The organism is Streptomyces sp. NPDC088812, from assembly GCF_044750285.1.
Taxonomy (GTDB): domain Bacteria; phylum Actinomycetota; class Actinomycetes; order Streptomycetales; family Streptomycetaceae; genus Streptomyces.
This window is the reverse complement of sequence record NZ_JBIVJP010000001.1, coordinates 566,324-583,281: the sequence shown is the minus strand read 5'-3', so window position 1 is coordinate 583,281 and position 16,958 is coordinate 566,324. Positions and strand designations below refer to the sequence as shown.

Sequence of the window (16,958 nt, the reverse complement as noted above, 5' to 3'; positions counted from 1 at the left end):
GCCCCGGCCATCTCAGTGCCGCTGCCCCCATGCCATCGCCATGCCCGGTCCGAGTTCGGCGAGTCGCGGCGATTCCAGGTACGCCAGTGCCTCGTCGACGGCGTCGGCGTCGACGTGTCCGGTCGCCTCCAGGGCGGGCCGCATCCGGCGCCAGGTCTCCGACCAGAAGCGGGCCAGGGGGCTGCCCGCGACCAGGGGTGGGCAGACCAGCTCGGCCGCGACGTTCCGCAGGCCTTCCTCCCGCAGGAAACGCGGGTACGCCGGCACGGAGGAGGTGTCGGTGCCGATCGTCGTGCTGAGCGCCTGCCACATGGCGTCCATGGTCCGCCGGTAGGCGGAGGAGGTGTCGAGGACGTCGGGCAGTTCCACGGCATCGCCGAGGACCAGCCAGCCGCCGGGGTTCAGCCACCCGGCGAGCCGCGAGATCAGCCGGCGGCGTTCGGGCAGGTGCATCAGGACGAACCGGGCGTGGACCAGGTCGAAGCCACCCGGTCGCAGGCTCTCGTCCGTCAGATCGGCGGTCACCACCCGCAGTCGGGGGCTCGCGAGGGCGGCCAGCGCGCCGGTGTCCCGGTCCAGGGCCACCACCTCCCCCGCACCCGCCTCCTCCAGCAGCCAGCGCGCCACCGTCCCGGTCCCGGCGCCCACCTCCAGGCAGCGCCAGCCCGGTCCCGCGCCCAGCGCCCGCAGACGGCGTGTGGTGACGGGGTCGTAGACCAGCGCACCGGCGTCGATCCGCCCGGCCTCGTGCGGGTCCTGCGGTTCGAACAGGTCCCTCCCGTACCGTCCGGCGCCTGCCTGCGCCCCGCCCGGGACATGCGAACCCGTCATCGCCGGACCTCCTGGATGCCTGCATCCACGCTAGATCCGTCGCCGGGAGGCCGCGACCGGCGCCCGTGACGGGCACGGTGAGCGCCGGTCGGCGGCCGCGGCAGGCCCGCCGGCACCGGGTCGGCGCGGAGCGTGTGGTGCGCACCGGCGGACCGTCGTCACAGCCGGACGACCACCAGGGCGGTGTCGTCGGTGTTGCCGGACGGGGAGAGGAGGTCCGCCAGCAGGGCGTCGGCCATGGGTTCCGGGGCGGCGTTCCGGTGGCGGGTGAGGGAGTGGGCGAGACGGGCCAGACCGACGTCGATGTCCTCGCCGCGGCGTTCGATCAGACCGTCCGTGTACAGGACCAGCGTGGCGCCCTCGGAGAAGCGGACGTCGGCCTGGGGGCGGGCCATGTGTTCGGGGCGGGCGGCGAGCGGGGGGTCGGTGGCCCGGTCGAGGAAGGTGACCGTGCCGTCGGGGTCGAGCAGGGCGGGCGGCGGATGGCCGGCGCAGCTGTAGGTGATGGTGTGCCGGTCCCGGTCGACGAAGGTGGTCACGACGGTGGTCGCCTCGGCGCCCTCGACGGAGCGTGCGTACAGGCCGAGGGCCTCCAGGGCCTGGGCAGGGCCGTCGGTGACGCGGCAGGCGGCGCTCAGCGCGCTGCGCAGCTGGCCCATGGCGCAGGCGGCGGCCAGGCCGTGGCCGACGACGTCGCCGACGGCGATCGCGAGGTTCCCGCCCGGCAGGTCGACCAGGTCGTACCAGTCACCGCAGACGTTCAGGGCGCCGACGGCGGGCCGGTAGCGCACGGCCGCGCCCTGCGCGCCGGTGGAGGCGGGCGTTGGCAGCATCGCCGACTGAAGGGCGAGGGCGACCTCGCGTTCGCGGGCGTGCGCCCGGCGCAGCCGTTCGTTGATCTCCTGGAGTTCCCGGGCGCGGGTGTACAGCTCGGCCTCCAGCACACTGGTCCGGCCGTCACCGCCCCGCCCGCCGCGGGCCCGGATGAGTTCGGTGACCTCCTCCACCCGGTGCACGATCAGCGCGACCTGCCCGTCGGCGCCGCGGACGGGGGCGTTGACCGGGCTCCAGTAGTGCTCCTGCCAGCGGCCCGGCCGCATCGGGTCCTCGATGTCGTAGCGCAGCAGCGCCATGGTGTCGCGTTCGCCGGTGGCCACGACGCGCAGCATCGACTCCCGGGTCTCCCTCATGCCGGCCGCGGCCGGGTCGTTGGGGTTCTCGGGGAAGACGTCGAAGATGTAGCGGCCCAGCAGTTGTTCACGGCTGCGGCCGGCCAGCCGCAGGAAGTCGTCGTTGGCGTCAGCGTAGACCAGGTCGGGGGTGAGCAGCGCCACCATGCCGGGCAGGGCCTGGAAGACCGCCGCATAGTCGATCTGCGCTTCCCGCATGTCCTGCCTGCCTCGGCGTCCGGTCTCACGTGTGAGGTTCCACGATAGGAGCCGACACGTCCGCACGCCGGACACGGCACCCGGACAGCCGCCCGCCGGCAGCGGGCGTGCGTGGTCCCCTCCGGCCCCGGGGAGGAACACGACGAGGGTGTCGCCGCGGTCGTCGACGGCGAGCGGAGGAACCGCGGGGTCGAGCACCTCGCCATGGTGGTCGAGCACCTCGCCGCGACGGCCGAACACCTGGCCGCGAAGGCCGGGCACCTCGCCGTGACGGCCGGGTGCGGACGCCGGGGGAGCTCGGCGGCGGTGCGCGCGTGCTCACCGCGCTTGCCCGTGTCCCATGCACACAACGGGCGTACTCGCATCCGCACGCCCTGTGAACGCTTCCGCACGCTCCCTCACACGTGGGTCGAACAGCGCGTTCGTTGCCGTATCGGGCCGTTGGAACGGTCACGGCGACACGGCGGCGCGGAGCGCTGCCACGGGGGCGGTCATATGCACGGCGGACGGCACAGTGCGCGCACGCGGCGGCGTCCGGGGTTCGCCGTGTGCGCGGCCGCGCTCGCGGCCCTGGCCGGCGTGCTGCGGTTCGGCCCACCTGGAGCGGACCGCCCGTCCCCTGCACCCGGCGGACGGCGCGCCCGGCACGGTCTGGACGCCGGTCCTGCGGGACCTCGCGCACCGGCCCGGGCACCCCCTGGCGCGGCCGCTCGCCACCCCGCTGATGGTGGCACTGGCCCGCGCCGGCAGCCCGCCCGGCGCTCCCTCGACGGCCGCCGGGCGGTTGCCCGACGGGACCCGGCCGGCCGCCGGTACCTCGCACGTCAGTCGCTCAGGTCCACCCGCACCGTGAGCAGTCCCGTCCCCAGCGCCCGTACCGCCGCGCTGTTGAACCGGGGCAGGGTGCGCAGACGGGCGACGGGGTCGTCGTCGGGCATCAGGTGCGCCGTGCCGGTGTGCCAGCGTCCGCGGATGCGCACCCGCACCCGTGGATCGGCCAGGATGTTGCGGACGTACTGCGAGTGCTCCCCGAACTCCGACACCAGCCAGAAGGAGTCGCCGACGCGACGGCCGCCCAGCGGGGTACGGCGGGGCAGACCGGAGACGCGGCCGGTGGTCTCCAGGACCGTGTGGAACGGCAGTCGGCGCGTGAGCGGGTTGGCGACGTACCGCTGGAAGGCGGTGGTCGCGCGGAAGCGGAGGTCGTCGCGGCCGGGCATCGTCCGTGGGGCTCCTTCACTCGGGGCACTGGTGGGTCCATGGTCCCCGACGGGCCCCTGGGCTCCGAAAGTCTTAAGCGGACGTTAGATCTGGCCACACCCCCCTGGCTGTCCCCCCGGTGATCGGTCACGCTGCTGCGACCTGCGGTGATGCGGGATCGCCGCGGAAACGCCCTCGGACAGACAGGAGACACTTGTGTCCACGACGGATGCACGGGCCGCTGCGCGCGGCCCATGGAAGGCGATCATCGGCGGCTCGGTCGGCAACATGATCGAGTGGTACGACTGGTTCGTCTACTCCACCTTCTCCGTCTATTTCGCCTCGGCCTTCTTCCCCGACGGCGACACCACGTCCCAACTCCTGCACACCGCGGGCATCTTCGCGGTCGGCTTCTTCATGCGGCCCGTCGGCGGCTGGCTGCTCGGCCGGCTCGGCGACCGCAAGGGCCGCAAGACCGCCCTCAACGTCACCGTCATGCTGATGTCGCTCAGCGCGTTCCTCATCGCCGCCGCGCCCACCCACGCGCAGGTCGGCTACTGGGGAGCGGTCGTGCTGCTGCTGGCGCGCATGCTCCAGGGCATGTCGGTGGGAGGCGAGTACGCGGCCAGTGCGACGTACCTGAGCGAGGCGGCACCGGCCGGCCGGCGCGGCTTCTTCTGCAGCTTCCAGATGGTGTCGATGAAGATCGGCCAGCTGATCGGGCTCAGCCTCCAGATCCTGCTCCAGCAGACCATGTCGGAGGAGACGCTGTCCTCCTGGGGCTGGCGCATCCCGTTCATCGTCGGTGCCCTGGGGGCCGCGGTCGTGTTCTACCTGCGCCGCAGCCTGGTCGAGACCGAGGCGTACGAGAAGGCCGTCGAGGAGGCGGCGCAGGAGAAGGAGCGCGGCACCCTGCGCGGCCTGTGGCAGTACCGGCGCACCGTGGCCCTCGTCGTCGGCTTCAGCATGGGCGGCACGCTGGCCGACTACACGTACTCGACGTACATGACCAAGTACCTGTCCAACACCGCCGGGCTGAGCAAGACCGACGCCACGCTCGTCAGCTTCGTCGCGATCCTGGTCTTCATCTGTGTGCAGCCCCTGGCCGGCGCGCTGTCGGACCGGATCGGCCGCCGCCCGCTGCTGATCACCTTCGGTGTCGGCGCGATGCTGTTCACCGTCCCGCTGATGACGGCGCTGGGACACGTCTCGACGTTCGGCAGCGCGCTGCTGCTGATGGTGGCGGGGCTGCTGATCATCACCGGCTACACCTCGATGAGCGCCCTGGTGAAGACCGAGCTGTTCCCCGCCCGCATCCGCGCGCTGGGCGTCGCCCTGCCCTACGCCCTCGCCAACGCCCTGTTCGGCGGCACCGCGGAGTACGTGGCGCTGTGGTTCAAGGACGCCGGGATGGAGTCGGGCTTCTCCTGGTACGTGACGGCGTGCGCGGCGGTCTCGCTGGTCGTGTACCTCACCATGCGCGAGACGAAGGACGTGTCCTTCTCCGGGACCGACTCCGGGGCCGGCTCCGGGGCCGGGCGGCCCGCGCCCCGGACGGCCGAGGCCACGGCCTAGTCTGGGGCACCATGCACGTGCTGCTGATCGAGGACGACGAGCGGCTCGCCGACGCCCTCGCCCTGGCCCTCCGCGAGCGCGGGCACTTCGTCGAGCGGGTGTCCCGCGCCGACGAGGGCCTGCGCCGCAAGGACCGTGCCGACTTCGTGCTCCTCGACCTCGGGCTGCCGGACATGGACGGCCTGGACATGCTCCGCCGGCTGCGCCGTGTCTCGTCCGTTCCCGTGATCGTGCTGACCGCGCGGGGGGACGAGCGGACCGTTCTCCAGGGCCTGAGCGTCGGGGCCGACGACTACCTCACCAAACCGTTCCGGGTGAAGGAGCTGCTGGCCCGGATGGACGCGGTGCGCCGCCGCGTGGGGCAGGTTCCCGCGGCCGCCGTACGGGAGCCGGAGCGGCAGGAACTCGAGGTCGGGGACGTCGTCATCGACCTGGCTTCGCGGACCGTCACCGTCGCGGGGCGGGCCGTCTGTCTGACGGCCCGCGAGTTCGACGTCCTCGGTCTGCTGGCCCGCGCCCCGGGGGTGGTCAGGAGCCGTGCGGAGATCATGGACGCGGTGTGGGGTGACGCCTTCCTCGCGGCCTCGCGCTCCCTCGACGTCCATGTGTGGGGCATTCGTACGAAGACGGGCCGGCCCGACCTGATCCGTACGCTGCGCGGCGTCGGCTACCGGCTGGGGAGCTGATGCGCCGCCGGCTCCTGGCCACCTACCTCGCCCTCATCGGCGGGGTGCTGCTCGCGCTGGCCGTCCCCCTCGGGCTGGCGTACGCCCAGGAGCGCACCGCCGAGCTGCTGCTGGCCCGGCGGGCGGACGCCACCCGCCTCGCGGACCTCGCCGAGCAGGCCATCCAGGAGAGCGACGTGACCGTGCTGCGTGCCGAGGTCACCCGCTACGCCTCGCTCTACGGTGCCCCCGTCGAGATCCGCCGGGGCACCGGCGGGGTGCTGGTCGAGGCGGGCGGCGGGGTGCCCCGCAGTGCCGTCCCGCTGCGGCGTGCGCTGGCCGGCCGGACCACCGAGCACCTCCCGCTCGTCACGCCGTTCGGCCCGGACCGCGTGGTGATCGCCGAGCCGGTGGGCAGTGACGCCCAGGTGATCGGCGTCGTGCTGCTGGCCGCCCCGACCTCCGAGGCCCGCGGGGACGCCGTCCTGGTGTGGCTGGCCCTGGCGGCGGCCGCCGTGTGCGCCTTCCTCCTGGCCGTCGAGGCCGCACGCCGGCTCACGCGCTGGACCCTGCGCCCGGTGGCCGAGCTGGACGCGGTCACCGAGGCGATCGCCCAGGGCCGGATGACCGCCCGCATCGCCGACACGGGCGGCGGGCCGTCCGAACTGCGGCGGCTGGAGGACCGGTTCAACGCCATGGCCGACGCCGTGGCCTCCGCGCTGGACAAGCAGCGCGCCTTCGTCTCCGACGCCTCCCACGAGCTGCGGACCCCGCTCGCGGTGCTCTCGCTCCGGCTGGAGAACCTGCGCGGCCACCTCACGGTGTCGGGCACCGAGCGGTACGCCCGGGTGATGGAGGAGATGGACCGGATCGGCGCTCTGCTGGAGGACCTCCTCACCCTCGGGCGCATCGAGACGAAGGGGCCGGCCCAGGCCCGCAGGGTCGATCTCGTCGCCGAGCTCGAACGCCGGCTGCGGGTCTGGACGGAGGTGGCCGACGCCGCCGGGCTGACCCTGCGCACCGTGCTGCCCGACGCCCTGGTGGCGCTCTGCCCGCCCGACACCGTGGGCCGCGTCACCGACATCGCCGTCGACAACGCCGTCAAGTTCGTTCCGCGCGGCGGGCACATCACCGTCACGCTGTCGGACGGCGCCGAGGAGCACGGTGACGTCCTGCTGAGGGTGGAGGACGACGGGCCGGGGCTCGACGCGGAGGAACTCGACGCGGCCCGGGGCCGCTTCTGGCGTTCGCCGCGGCACGGCGGCGTCGACGGCAGCGGACTCGGCCTGGCCATCGCCGACGAACTGGCCCGTGCGGCGGGCGGCACGCTGGTGCTGCGGGCGGGCCGGCCGCGGGGACTGCTGGTGGAGTTCAGGCTGCCCCGGGCCGGCCCGCGGCGGCCGGGGCGTCAGCCGTAGACGCTGCGGTAGTAGCGCACGGCGCCGGTGTGCAGCGGCACCGGGCCGGTGCCGATGGCGTACCGCTCGTCGAGGTAGGCGCCCGGCACCTCCGGCCCGGGCAGGGTCAGCCGGGCCGCGAACATCGTCCGGGTCACCTGGTAGGCCGCCTCGTCGGGCAGGCCGGCGCGGGCCATCAGGTAGGTGGGGACTCCGACCGTGGGCACTTCCGCGGCCTGTCCGTAGGTGCCCGCGGGGATCGACACGTCCACGTAGGCCGGTCCGTGGGCGCGGCGCAGGATCTCGGCCAGCCCGTCCAGGGGCACCAGCGTGATGCGCCGGTCGTCCGCCAGGGCTCGGACGGCGCCGGCCGGTACTCCGCTGGACGCGAAGAACGCGTCGATCTGGCGCCGCCGCAGGGCCTGGACCGAGTCGTCGAGTCCGAGGTAACGGGGGCTGATGCGGGTCCCGATGCCCGCGGCGGCCAGGACGCGCTGCGCGACCGTGACGGTCCCCGACTCCCGCGCCCCGAGGGACACCCGGAGCCCGGCGAGGTCCGGCACGGAGGTGACCTCCGTGCCGGCGTGCGTGACCAGGTGGGTGTAGTTGAGGTAGATGCGGGCGAGGGCGGACACCGGCTCGGGGGCGGCGAACGCGCCGGTGCCCTCGAACGCGTCGGCGGCGCTGTCGCCGAGAGCCAGGGCCAGATCGGCGTCGCCCGAACCGAGCAGACGCAGATTGCGGACGCTCGCCGACGTGTTGCGGACGCGCAGCGACAGGGAGGGTTCCCGCCGGTTGATCTCCCGGGCCAGCCGCCTGCCGAAGATGCCGTACGGCGCTCCCGCCAGCCCTGTGGCCAGGACGAGCGGCTGCTCCCGCACCCTCGCCGGCCCGGCGGCGGGGCCGGCCGCGGCGACGGCGGTCGCCAGGGCGAGCAGCGAACGACGGGCTACCTGCTGGCGGGCGGTCACCCGACGATGGTAAGCCCGTCGGCCGGACGGTGTCCGTCGGCGGGGGCCACCTGCGTGCCGGGGCGCGCGGTGGGCGCGCCCCGGTGTGTGGGTCAGGTCAGCGTGGCCGTCACCTCGTAACGGCCCGACGGCAGCCGGTAGGAGGCGGTGCCGTCCGTGAAGCCGAGGTAGGTGACGCCGTCGGCCCGGGACAAGGGGGTCCGGCCCTCGCACACGGTGTCGGGGTCGGAGGTGGGCAGGCTCAGGGTCGCCGTGCTGTTCGCGGGGACCGTCGCGCGGTAGGTCAGTGCGCGGTCCCGTACCGTCCACGCGCTCTCGATCGTGCCGTAGGGCGACAGGTGCGAACCGGTCACCCGGGTGATCTTGCCGGTGGGGTCGGGGTGCGGCCGGAGGAAGAAGTGCCGGAAGCCCGGGTGGTCGGGGTCCTTGGCGATGCCGGCCATGCCCTCGTACATCCACTCCATGATCGCGCCGTAGGAGTAGTGGTTGAACGAGTTCATCTCCACCGGGCCGAACCCGTCCTCCTCGGAGTAGGAGTTCCAGCGCTCCCAGACGGTGGTGGCGCCGTTGCGCACGGAGTACAGCCAGGACGGCATGGCGTTCTGGTGGAGAAGCCGGTAGGCGAGGTCGGCGCGGCCATCGCAGGCATAGCGCCACCCTCACGCTAAAGCTGAGGGTGAGAGTTGAAACCCGTTCAATGCCCGTTCATCGCGCGTCGGCCCGCGATCGGGACGCACTGCACTCGTCGGTCCGATCCCCAACGCCCCTGCGGCCGGTACCGAGTGACGGGCCATCAGACGTGTGAGCGTGAGGTCCGGGCAGGTCCGGGCAGGTCCCCTCCCCCCTTTTTCCCGAGCGCGGCACAACATTTCCGGTATCCAAGGGCGGGATCGCCCATAAGGCAGGCGGCATCGGGAGCGCAATCAGCGTTATACGGAACGGAACGGCGGAATGCGTCATACGCCATACCGTCAGCCGTCAGCCGTCAGCCGTCAGCCGTCAGCCGTCATGGATTCTCCCGTAGGGCCATGACTTCACCAAACAAGTCAAGACTTACCCATAACGGACTTTGACCGTACGGTGTGGCTCGAATCGAAGGAGCCCCCTGTTGTCGAACATGAATGATCCCGCTGTGCGTGCGGTTGCATCGGAGCAGGATTATGTGTCCTCCCTGTATGAGGTGCTCACCGAGCGGCTTTCCGAGGCGCGAGTACACCGAGCGAGTGTGCTGAAGGCCCCTGCGGACAGCGCCGGTGAGGCATACGAGAGGGAAATCGCCGCCGAGCGTCTGGCCAAGGAGATCAGCCGGCTGGAGGGCGCCGAAAAGGGGCTGGTCTTCGGGCGCATCGACTGGACGGACGGCACGGCCCTGCGCATCGGGCGGATCGGACTGCACCGGCAGGAGGACGACCTGCCTCTGCTCGTGGACTGGCGCGCGAACGCGGCGCGGCCCTTCTACGAGGCGACACCGGTCCACCCGATGGACCTGCGGCGGCGCCGGCACCTGCGCCTCGCGGAGCGCACGGTCGTCTCGGTGAGCGACGAACTGCTGGACGGGACCGCCCCGACCGACGAGGACGTCGTGGGGGACGGCCCGTTGACCGAGGCTCTGTCGGCGCGGCGTACGGGCAGGATGCACGCGGCCGTCGCGACGCTGCAGGCCGAGCAGGACGAGATCGTCCGCTCCGCCCACCGCGGGGTGACCGTGGTGCAGGGCGGGCCCGGCACCGGCAAGACGGTGGTCGCCCTGCACCGGGCGGCCTACGTCCTGTACGCGTTCCCGCGCGCCGCGGAAGAGGGTGTCCTGGTGGTGGGCCCGAACGCCCGGTTCCTCGACTACATCTCCCAGGTCCTTCCCTCGCTCGGAGAGAACGACGTCATTCTGGCGACCTGCCGGGAACTGGCCGGAGTGTCCACGGACACGGACACGGACACGGACACGGTGGACCCGTTCGACACCGCGCGCCTCAAGGGCGGCTCCGACCTCGCCGACGCCCTGGCCGGGCTGCTGCGCGCCCACCAAGCACCCGCCGGTGACTTCACCGTGCGGGTCGGACAGGAACTGGTTCACCTGTCCGGCGAGGAAGTCGCCACGGCACGCGACGCCGCCGTGGCAGCCGCACCGGGGCACAACCCCGCGCGCCAGGTGTTCAAGGAGCTCTTGGTCGACGCCGTCACCGACGCGGTGCAACGAGACATGGGCGACCTCCTGGAGCGGATCGACGCCGATACCGAAAGGATGACGGGCATCGACCTCGACCGGTTCACGGGAGTCGCCCAGCGCCGTGCCGAAGGTGCGGCCGACTCAGGGCCGGCCCACGAGCTGGACCTGGACGCCGTCCGAGCCGATCTCCTCGACGACACCGGCGTCGACCGAGCGGTCGAGGTGTTGTGGCCGCGACTGGCACCCGGTGACCTCGTGAAGGCGCTCCTGACGGACGCCGGCGCTCTCGCCGAGCACCTGCCCCGCCTGACCGCGCAGGAGCGGTCCCTTCTGCTGCGCGGTCCGGACCACCCGTGGACCGACGCCGATGTGCCGTTGCTGGACGAGGCGGCGAGCCTGGTCGACGGCCCACCCGAGCGGACGTACGGGCATGTCGTCGTCGACGAGGCGCAGGAACTGACCGCCATGCAGTGGCGGATGATCGTCCGCCGCTGCCCGGCAAGGGCGATGACGCTGGTGGGTGACTTCGCCCAGGCAGGCCCGGTCGCGACAGCACGCGACTGGAAGGAAGCACTGAGCCCCCACGTCGGACCGCGGTTCAGACTGCACGACCTGACCGTCAGCTACCGCACCACGCAGGAGATCCTGGAGAGCGTCCGGGACCTGCTCACGCGGATCGCTCCGGGCCGGAAGCCCACACGGTCACTGCGCAGCGGTGAAAGCCCTCGCACCGTGACCACACCTCCGGACGGGTTGGTCACCGCCGTCCTTCAGGAACTCCACGCCCAGAGCACCGCGCACCCGGGCGAGCTTCTGGGAGTGATCTGCGCGGACACCAGGGTGAGCGAGCTGACGGCCCGGGGCCTCGCCCACCAGGCACGCATCGTGCCGGCATCCGAAGCACGCGGCCTGGAGTTCGACGGGGTCGTCGTCATGAACCCCGAGGACATCATCACGGCCCGCCCCGGTGGGGAAAGGGACTTGTACGTAGCCCTGACCCGGGCCACCAAGCGCCTCTGCACCATCACCGTCCAGCCCGCCTGACGACTCGGCGCCCGCGTCGTCGCCGCGGGCGCACCCGGCGCGCTACGGACACCCCGTCACGCCGAGGAGAAGCCGTAGCTCCGTCGGGCACGGCGGGCCCTGCGGCGGGCCCTGCGGCGGGCCCGCCGGGACCGCGGCCGGCGTGGGGAGTCGGGGGTTGCTGAGTGATTCCGTCGGAGTGTGTTCCGTGCTAGGTTCCCCCACGCCTTGGTCCAGGCCAGAAGGGCGGGACCGAGGTGCGGGGTCGGTGACCCCGCGTCGCGCGCCGCTCGCCCCGATCCCGCACGGACTCCCGCACGCCGCCAGGGCCGCCGACCGTGCGGCGCGCCGGGTTCCGCGCACCGTCCCGCCCTGGAGGAGATGGATGCGACGGATCATCGCCTGTCTGGCGATCCTGCTGACCCTGGCGGGAGGCCTCGCCCTCACCGGCACCGCCTCCGCCGCTGTCGTGCCCAAGACACCGCCGTTGACGACTCCGTGGACCGACCAGGTGTCCACCGTCGACCCCTTACCGGAGTACCCACGGCCGCAGATGACACGGCCGGAATGGCAGTCGCTCAACGGGGAGTGGGAGTTCCTCAACCCGCCCGCCGACAGCGCGGGCGACGTCGACCGCTACGCGGCGCCGCCGCTCGGCCAGACCCTGCCCGAACGCATCCTGGTGCCTTACCCGGTGGAGTCCGCGCTCTCCGGCATCATGCGCAACGACAACCGGGACCTGATGTTCTACAAGCGCTCCTTCACCGTCCCGCAGAGCTGGAGCGGCAGACGGGTGCAGCTGCACTTCGGGGCCGTCGACCACGAGGCCACGGTCTGGGTCAACGGCACCCAGGTCGCCACCCACCGGGGCGGCTACGACCGGTTCGAGGCCGACATCACACCCCAGCTCAACGGCGGGGCGAACGAGCTGGTCGTGCGTGTCTACGACCCGACCGACGGACGCGGCGAGAAGCAGCCCGTCGGCAAGCAGGTGAACAGTCCCGGCGGCATCTTCTACACGCCGACCTCGGGCATCTGGCAGACCGTCTGGATGGAGCCCACCGCCGCGTCCTCGGTCTCCTCCGTCGACGTCGTACCGGACCTGTCGGCCGGCACGGCACGGGTACGGGTCCTCACCCGCGGCGACGTCGGCGGCCACACCGTCCTGGCCGAGGCGATGTCCGGCTCCCAGGTGGTGGGCCGGGCCACCGGCGGCTTCACCGAGTTCTCCGTCCCGGTGCCGAACGCCCGCCTCTGGTCGCCGGACGACCCGTTCCTGTACGACCTGCGCGTCACCCTGCGCGATGCCTCCGGCGCCGCCGTCGACACCGTCACCAGCTACTTCGGCATGCGGGAGATCGGCACGAAGGTGGTCGACGGGGTGCTGCGCCCCACCCTGAACGGTGAGTTCGTCTTCCAGATAGGCACCCTCGACCAGGGCTTCTGGCCGGACGGCCTGTACACCGCACCCACCGACGCGGCCCTCGCGTCCGACCTGCGGAAGCACAAGGAACTCGGCTTCAACATGGTGCGCAAGCACATCAAGGTCGAGCCCGCCCGCTGGTACTACCACGCCGACCGGCTCGGACTGCTGGTGTGGCAGGACATCCCCTCCACCCCCACGTCCGACGCGGACCGCACCCCGGCACAGACCGCCCAACTGGAGACCGAGGCCCGCGAGATCGTCGACGAGCACCGGTTCTCCCCGGCCGTCGTCGCCTACGTCCCGTTCAACGAGGGCTGGGGCGAGTGGGACCTCGCCGCCACCCGCCGTGTCACCACCGACCTGGAGAACCGCGACCCGACCCGGCTGATGAACCCGCACAGCGGCTACAACTGCTGTGCCTCGAAGGGGGATCCGGGCACCGGCGACATCATCGACTGGCACGTCTACACCGGGCCCGACGCACCCCGCCCCTCGGCCACCCGGGTCTCCGTCCTCGGCGAGTTCGGCGGCATCGGTCTGCGCACGCCCGGCCACGAGTACAGCCCCGACGGCCGGTTCTTCGCCTACGAGCAGGTCGCCGGCCCGGAGCAGCTCAACGACCGCTACACCGGCATGGTCCGCGACGTGCAGCGGCTGATGACCACCAAGGGCCTGTCCGCCTACGTCTACACCGAGATCACCGACGTCGAGGGCGAGTACAACGGCCTGCTCACCTACGACCGGCGCGTGCAGAAGGTCGACACCGGGCAACTGCGCGCCGCGCACAGCGCGCTCATCGCCGCCTCGCGCAACCTCAACGCCCCGGTCCCCCTCACCCTCGGGCACGTCCGGTCGTTCAGGGTGACCACCACCGGCCACACCGACCGCTACCTGCGGCACGCGGACTCCGCCGCCCGCACCGACGTGCTGAGCACCGCCTCCGGCGACGTGGCCCGCCAGGACGCCTCCTTCCGCACCGTCACCGGGCTGGCCGACCCGCGCTGCTTCTCGTTCGAGTCGGTGAACCACCCCGGCCGGTACCTGCGGCACGCCGACAGCCGGGTGCGGCTCGCCGCCGACGACGGATCGGCGCTGTTCCGCGAGGACGCCACCTGGTGCAGCCGGTCCGGCCTCGCCGCGGGCGGCACGTCGTTCGAGTCGCTGAACTACCCCGGCCGGTACCTGCGGCACTACGCCGACGCCGTGTACCTCGCCCGCAGCGGCGGCCCGAACGCCTGGGACACCGCGTCGTCCTTCGCCGCCGACGCCACCTGGAACGTCGGCGAGCCGGCGCTGTGGCGCAGCTCCGTGCTGCTGCCCACGGATGTGCGGCAGTCGTTGCGGGTCACCACCTGGGGGCACACGGACCGCTACCTTCGGCACGCCGACAGCCTGGCCTTCACCGAGGTCGTCGACGCGGGCAGCAGCGATCTGCTCAAGCAGGACGCGACGTACACGCTGCGGCGCGGGCTCGCCGACTCGTCCTGCTACTCGTTCGAGTCCGTGAACTACCCCGGCCGGTACCTGCGGCACGCCGACAGCCGCGTGCGCCTCGCCTCCGACGACGGATCGGCGCTGTTCCGCGAGGACGCCACGTTCTGCGCCCGTCCCGGGCTCGGCGGGACCGGCGTCACCTTCGAGTCGCTCAACTTCCCCGGCTCCTACCTGCGGCACCACGCGTCGGAGGTGTACATCGCCTCCGGGAACGGTGCGGTGGGCGGCTTCGACCGCCCGCAGACCCTGACCGCCGACAGCAGTTGGGTGCTCGCGGTGCCCTGGGCGCCCTGAGCGGCCGAACGTCCTGAGCGGCCGAACGTCCTGAGCGGCTGAGTGCCCAGGGCGGCTGAGTGCCCTGAACGCCCCGCTGTGAGCGGGGCGTTCAGGACCGCGGGCCGGGCCGGGGGGCGTCACGGGCCACCTACCGGTCCCAGGCGTGCGGGCTCCTCGGGAGCGGGGTGCGGGCCGGCCGCGCGGTACCCGTCCCGGACCCGGCGGTCGCTGACGCGCAGCGCCAGGAGCGAGGCGACCAGGCACAGCGCGGCCAGGGTCAGGAAGCCGGCGCGGAAGGCGAGGGTGCCGTCGGCGCCGAGGGCCGCCGAGAGCGTTCCGGCCAGGGCCACGCAGAAGGCCGCGGCGGTCTGCCGCTGCATGCTCAGCAGCGTGGTGGCGTCGGCCGTCCGGGCGGGCGGGACCGTGACGAAGGCGGCGTTCTGGGCGCTCGCGAAGAGCAGGCCGACGCTGAGACCGAGCAGGTACATCGACGGGTACGGCACGAAGGCGGGCGTGGTCTGCGTGAAGGTCGCCATGAAGGCCATGACCGACGCGGCCCCGGCGCCGCCCGCGACCATCAGCCGGCGGGGGCCGACCGTGTCGTGGAGCCGGGGGACGACCTGTGAGGAGGTCAGCATGCCGAGCGCCTCCGGGAAGGTGGCCAGGCCCGAGTGCAGGGCGTCGTGCCCCAGACCGGTCTGGAGGAACTGGGGGTACAGGTACAGGGCGCCCATGAAGGCGGCGCCGGTGGGGAGCAGGACCAGCTGGGTCCTGCGGAAGAGCTGGTCACCGGCGACCCGCAGATCGATCATGGGGTGCCGGGCGCGCAGTTCCCAGGGCACCGTCACGGCGAGCGCAAGGACCCCGCCCACCAGCGGGACCAGCACCGGTCCGCTCCCCCAGCCCCGGTCCGGGGCGGCCGTCAGGGCGTACAGGACCGCCGCGAGCCCGCCGCCCGCCAGGACGAATCCGGGGAGGTCGAAGCGGGGCGCGCCCGGGCCGGGGAAGTCGGGCAGGCAGCACAGACCGAAGAGCAGCGCGAGCACTCCGACGGGCAGGTTGACGAGGAAGACCCAGTGCCAGGTGGCGGTGTCCACGAGCCAGCCGCCCAGCACCGGTCCGAGGGCGGGGGCGACGGCGGTCGGCAGCATGACGTAGCGCTGCGCGCGCAGCCGTTCGGCCACGGGGAAGGCCCGCAGAGTCATGGTCATGCCGACGGGGGCGAGCAGTCCGCCGCCGACGCCCTGGAGGACGCGGTAGCCGGTGAGCGCCGCGAGGGAGCCGGCCGTGGCGCACAGACCGGAGGCCACGGTGAACAGCAGCAGCGCGGCGAGCGCGGTGCGCCGGGTGCCGAAGCGGTTGCCGAGCCAGCCGGAGACGGGGATGAAGACGGCCAGGGCCACCAGGTAGCCGACGTTGACGGAGCTGAGGCCGGAGGCGTCCACGGCGAGGTCGCGGCCGATGGCCGGGAGGGCCACGTTGACGATCGTAGTGTCCGTGATCGCCATGAAGTTCGCGGCGACGAACACCCCGCCGACGGCGGCCTTCGCGGAGATCCGGCGGCCGGTGCGCGGCGGCGGTGGTGCGGCCCCGGGCGGGCGCTCGGCGTTCACCGGCCGTGCCGGAGCCAGTGGACCTGGTCGCCGGTCAGGGTGAGGCGGCGCGCCTGGAGCGAGCAGTCGGTCTGCCCGGTCGTTCTCGGGCCGATCGACGGCCAGATCCCGGGGTGGTGCAGGGTCCAGGCCAGGGCCACCGTCTCGGGCCGGGAGCCGAGCCGTTCCGCCAGGTCCCGGCAGCGGCGCCGGCGGGCACGGTTGTCCTCGGTGTCGTACGGGTCCGGCCGGCCGTCGAGCTCCCGCCCCCCGGTGCGCGCGAAGTAGCCGCGGGCCTGGGAGGACCAGCCGAACAGGGGCAGCCGGTGCGCGCGGACGACGTCGAGCACGGCGGCGTCGGCGTGGAGGCTGCCGCCCAGCAGCGCCGGGTCGGGTTCGGCGAGGCTGAACTGGTAGCCGGCGACGGGGGTGTGCCCCCGCCCGGCGAGTTCGACGGCGAGTTCGGCCAGCCGCGGCGCCCGCCAGTTGGAGACCCCGACGCGGCGGACGTGGCCGGCCTCGACCAGGCTCACCAGGGTGTCCGCGAGTTCGGCGACCGGCCGGGCGGGGTCGTCGCAGTGGTAGAGGAGGACGTCGATGGCCTCGACGCCGAGGCCGGCCAGCGCGGCCCGTACGTGTGCGTGCACGGTGGCGCGGCTGAGCGGGAGGTCCGCCCCGGTCGTGTCGTGGCCGACCTCGGTGACCACCCCGAGCCTGCCGGGCTGGGCGCGCAGCCACGCGCCGACCGCCGCCTCGGCCTGTCCGCCGGCGTAGCTGTGGGAGGTCTCGACGAGCAGCCCGCCGGCGTCGGCGAAGTGGGTGAGCCGCTCGGCCGAGGTGGCGGGCGGCTCCGCCCCGAAGGGGCCGCCGAGGACGAACCGGTGCGCCGCGGTCTCCATGCCGTCCTGGTCGAGGAGTCCGTCGAGCAAGTGCAGGGGGTATGCGGCATCGGGCCA

General features: G+C 73.1%; 11 protein-coding genes and 2 pseudogenes. 6 read left to right on the top strand and 7 right to left on the bottom strand.

Features of this window, described 5'->3' with window-relative positions; translation table 11 throughout:
* Positions 1-12: 12 nt before the first annotated feature.
* The 3 genes from ACIP67_RS02540 to ACIP67_RS02530 form a co-directional block, all read right to left on the bottom strand.
* On the bottom strand, positions 13-831 hold the full coding sequence (locus ACIP67_RS02540) for a class I SAM-dependent methyltransferase (protein ID WP_401686157.1): 819 nt from the start codon (positions 829-831) through the stop codon (positions 13-15).
* 158 nt (positions 832-989) lie between these two features.
* Complete coding sequence (locus ACIP67_RS02535; RefSeq protein WP_401686155.1) at positions 990-2,219, bottom strand: PP2C family protein-serine/threonine phosphatase; 1,230 nt, start codon at positions 2,217-2,219, stop codon at positions 990-992.
* Between the two features lie 824 nt (positions 2,220-3,043).
* Entirely contained in the window at positions 3,044-3,439 is a 396-nt protein-coding gene (locus ACIP67_RS02530) for a nitroreductase/quinone reductase family protein (RefSeq protein WP_401686152.1), read from the bottom strand.
* A gap of 268 nt (positions 3,440-3,707) precedes the next feature.
* Between ACIP67_RS02530 and ACIP67_RS02525 the strand changes: the two genes are divergently transcribed.
* Genes ACIP67_RS02525 through ACIP67_RS02515 form a run of 3 tightly spaced genes read left to right on the top strand, consistent with a single transcriptional unit; the run spans position 3,708 to position 7,077 of the window.
* Positions 3,708-4,994, top strand: coding sequence for an MFS transporter (locus ACIP67_RS02525; protein ID WP_401686781.1), 1,287 nt, complete (start codon positions 3,708-3,710; stop codon positions 4,992-4,994).
* An 11-nt stretch (positions 4,995-5,005) separates the two neighbouring features.
* Positions 5,006-5,680, top strand: coding sequence for a response regulator transcription factor (locus tag ACIP67_RS02520; protein WP_401686150.1), 675 nt, complete (start codon positions 5,006-5,008; stop codon positions 5,678-5,680).
* On the top strand, positions 5,680-7,077 hold the full coding sequence (locus ACIP67_RS02515) for a sensor histidine kinase (RefSeq protein ID WP_401686147.1): 1,398 nt from the start codon (positions 5,680-5,682) through the stop codon (positions 7,075-7,077). Before ACIP67_RS02520 ends, ACIP67_RS02515 begins: the two co-directional genes overlap by 1 nt.
* On the opposite strand, the gene ACIP67_RS02510 is transcribed toward ACIP67_RS02515, so the two are convergent.
* Positions 7,068-8,027: a TAXI family TRAP transporter solute-binding subunit gene (locus tag ACIP67_RS02510; RefSeq protein ID WP_401686144.1), complete on the bottom strand. Its 960-nt coding sequence runs from the start codon at positions 8,025-8,027 to the stop codon at positions 7,068-7,070. The two genes, ACIP67_RS02515 and ACIP67_RS02510, sit on opposite strands and share 10 nt — an antisense overlap.
* Positions 8,028-8,119: 92 nt before the next feature.
* Positions 8,120-8,668: pseudogene (locus tag ACIP67_RS02505) on the bottom strand (alpha-L-rhamnosidase C-terminal domain-containing protein); the annotation flags it as partial.
* Between the two features lie 584 nt (positions 8,669-9,252).
* Here ACIP67_RS02505 and ACIP67_RS02500 point away from each other — a divergent pair.
* The 3 genes and pseudogenes from ACIP67_RS02500 (at position 9,253) to ACIP67_RS02490 (ending at position 14,428) form a co-directional block, all read left to right on the top strand.
* A complete protein-coding gene (locus ACIP67_RS02500; RefSeq protein WP_401686141.1) occupies positions 9,253-11,235 on the top strand; it encodes a HelD family protein in 1,983 nt (660 codons plus the stop codon).
* Positions 11,236-11,599: 364 nt separating this feature from the next.
* Positions 11,600-13,930, top strand: a pseudogene (locus ACIP67_RS02495) (AbfB domain-containing protein); the annotation flags it as partial.
* Positions 13,931-13,948: 18 nt separating this feature from the next.
* Entirely contained in the window at positions 13,949-14,428 is a 480-nt protein-coding gene (locus ACIP67_RS02490; RefSeq protein ID WP_401686779.1) for an AbfB domain-containing protein, read from the top strand.
* Between the two features lie 119 nt (positions 14,429-14,547).
* Here ACIP67_RS02490 and ACIP67_RS02485 read toward each other — a convergent pair whose 3' ends face one another.
* Together ACIP67_RS02485 and ACIP67_RS02480 are read right to left on the bottom strand one after the other, a co-directional pair.
* Positions 14,548-16,023, bottom strand: a complete 1,476-nt coding sequence (locus ACIP67_RS02485; protein ID WP_401686138.1) for a DHA2 family efflux MFS transporter permease subunit — start codon at positions 16,021-16,023, stop codon at positions 14,548-14,550.
* On the bottom strand, positions 16,020-16,931 hold the full coding sequence (locus ACIP67_RS02480; protein ID WP_401686135.1) for an aldo/keto reductase: 912 nt from the start codon (positions 16,929-16,931) through the stop codon (positions 16,020-16,022). The genes ACIP67_RS02485 and ACIP67_RS02480 overlap by 4 nt, the downstream gene beginning before the upstream one ends.
* Positions 16,932-16,958 lie beyond the last annotated feature (27 nt).

Excerpts from the sequence above, each read along its gene's own strand:
- ACIP67_RS02515 (WP_401686147.1), top strand. The coding sequence starts at position 5,680 with ATGCGCCGCCGGCTCCTGGCCACCTACCTCGCCCTCATCGGCGGGGTG.
- ACIP67_RS02540 (WP_401686157.1), bottom strand. The coding sequence starts at position 831 with ATGACGGGTTCGCATGTCCCGGGCGGGGCGCAGGCAGGCGCCGGACGG.
- ACIP67_RS02535 (WP_401686155.1), bottom strand. The coding sequence starts at position 2,219 with ATGCGGGAAGCGCAGATCGACTATGCGGCGGTCTTCCAGGCCCTGCCC.
- ACIP67_RS02525 (WP_401686781.1), top strand. The coding sequence starts at position 3,708 with ATGATCGAGTGGTACGACTGGTTCGTCTACTCCACCTTCTCCGTCTAT.
- ACIP67_RS02520 (WP_401686150.1), top strand. The coding sequence starts at position 5,006 with ATGCACGTGCTGCTGATCGAGGACGACGAGCGGCTCGCCGACGCCCTC.
- ACIP67_RS02530 (WP_401686152.1), bottom strand. The coding sequence starts at position 3,439 with ATGCCCGGCCGCGACGACCTCCGCTTCCGCGCGACCACCGCCTTCCAG.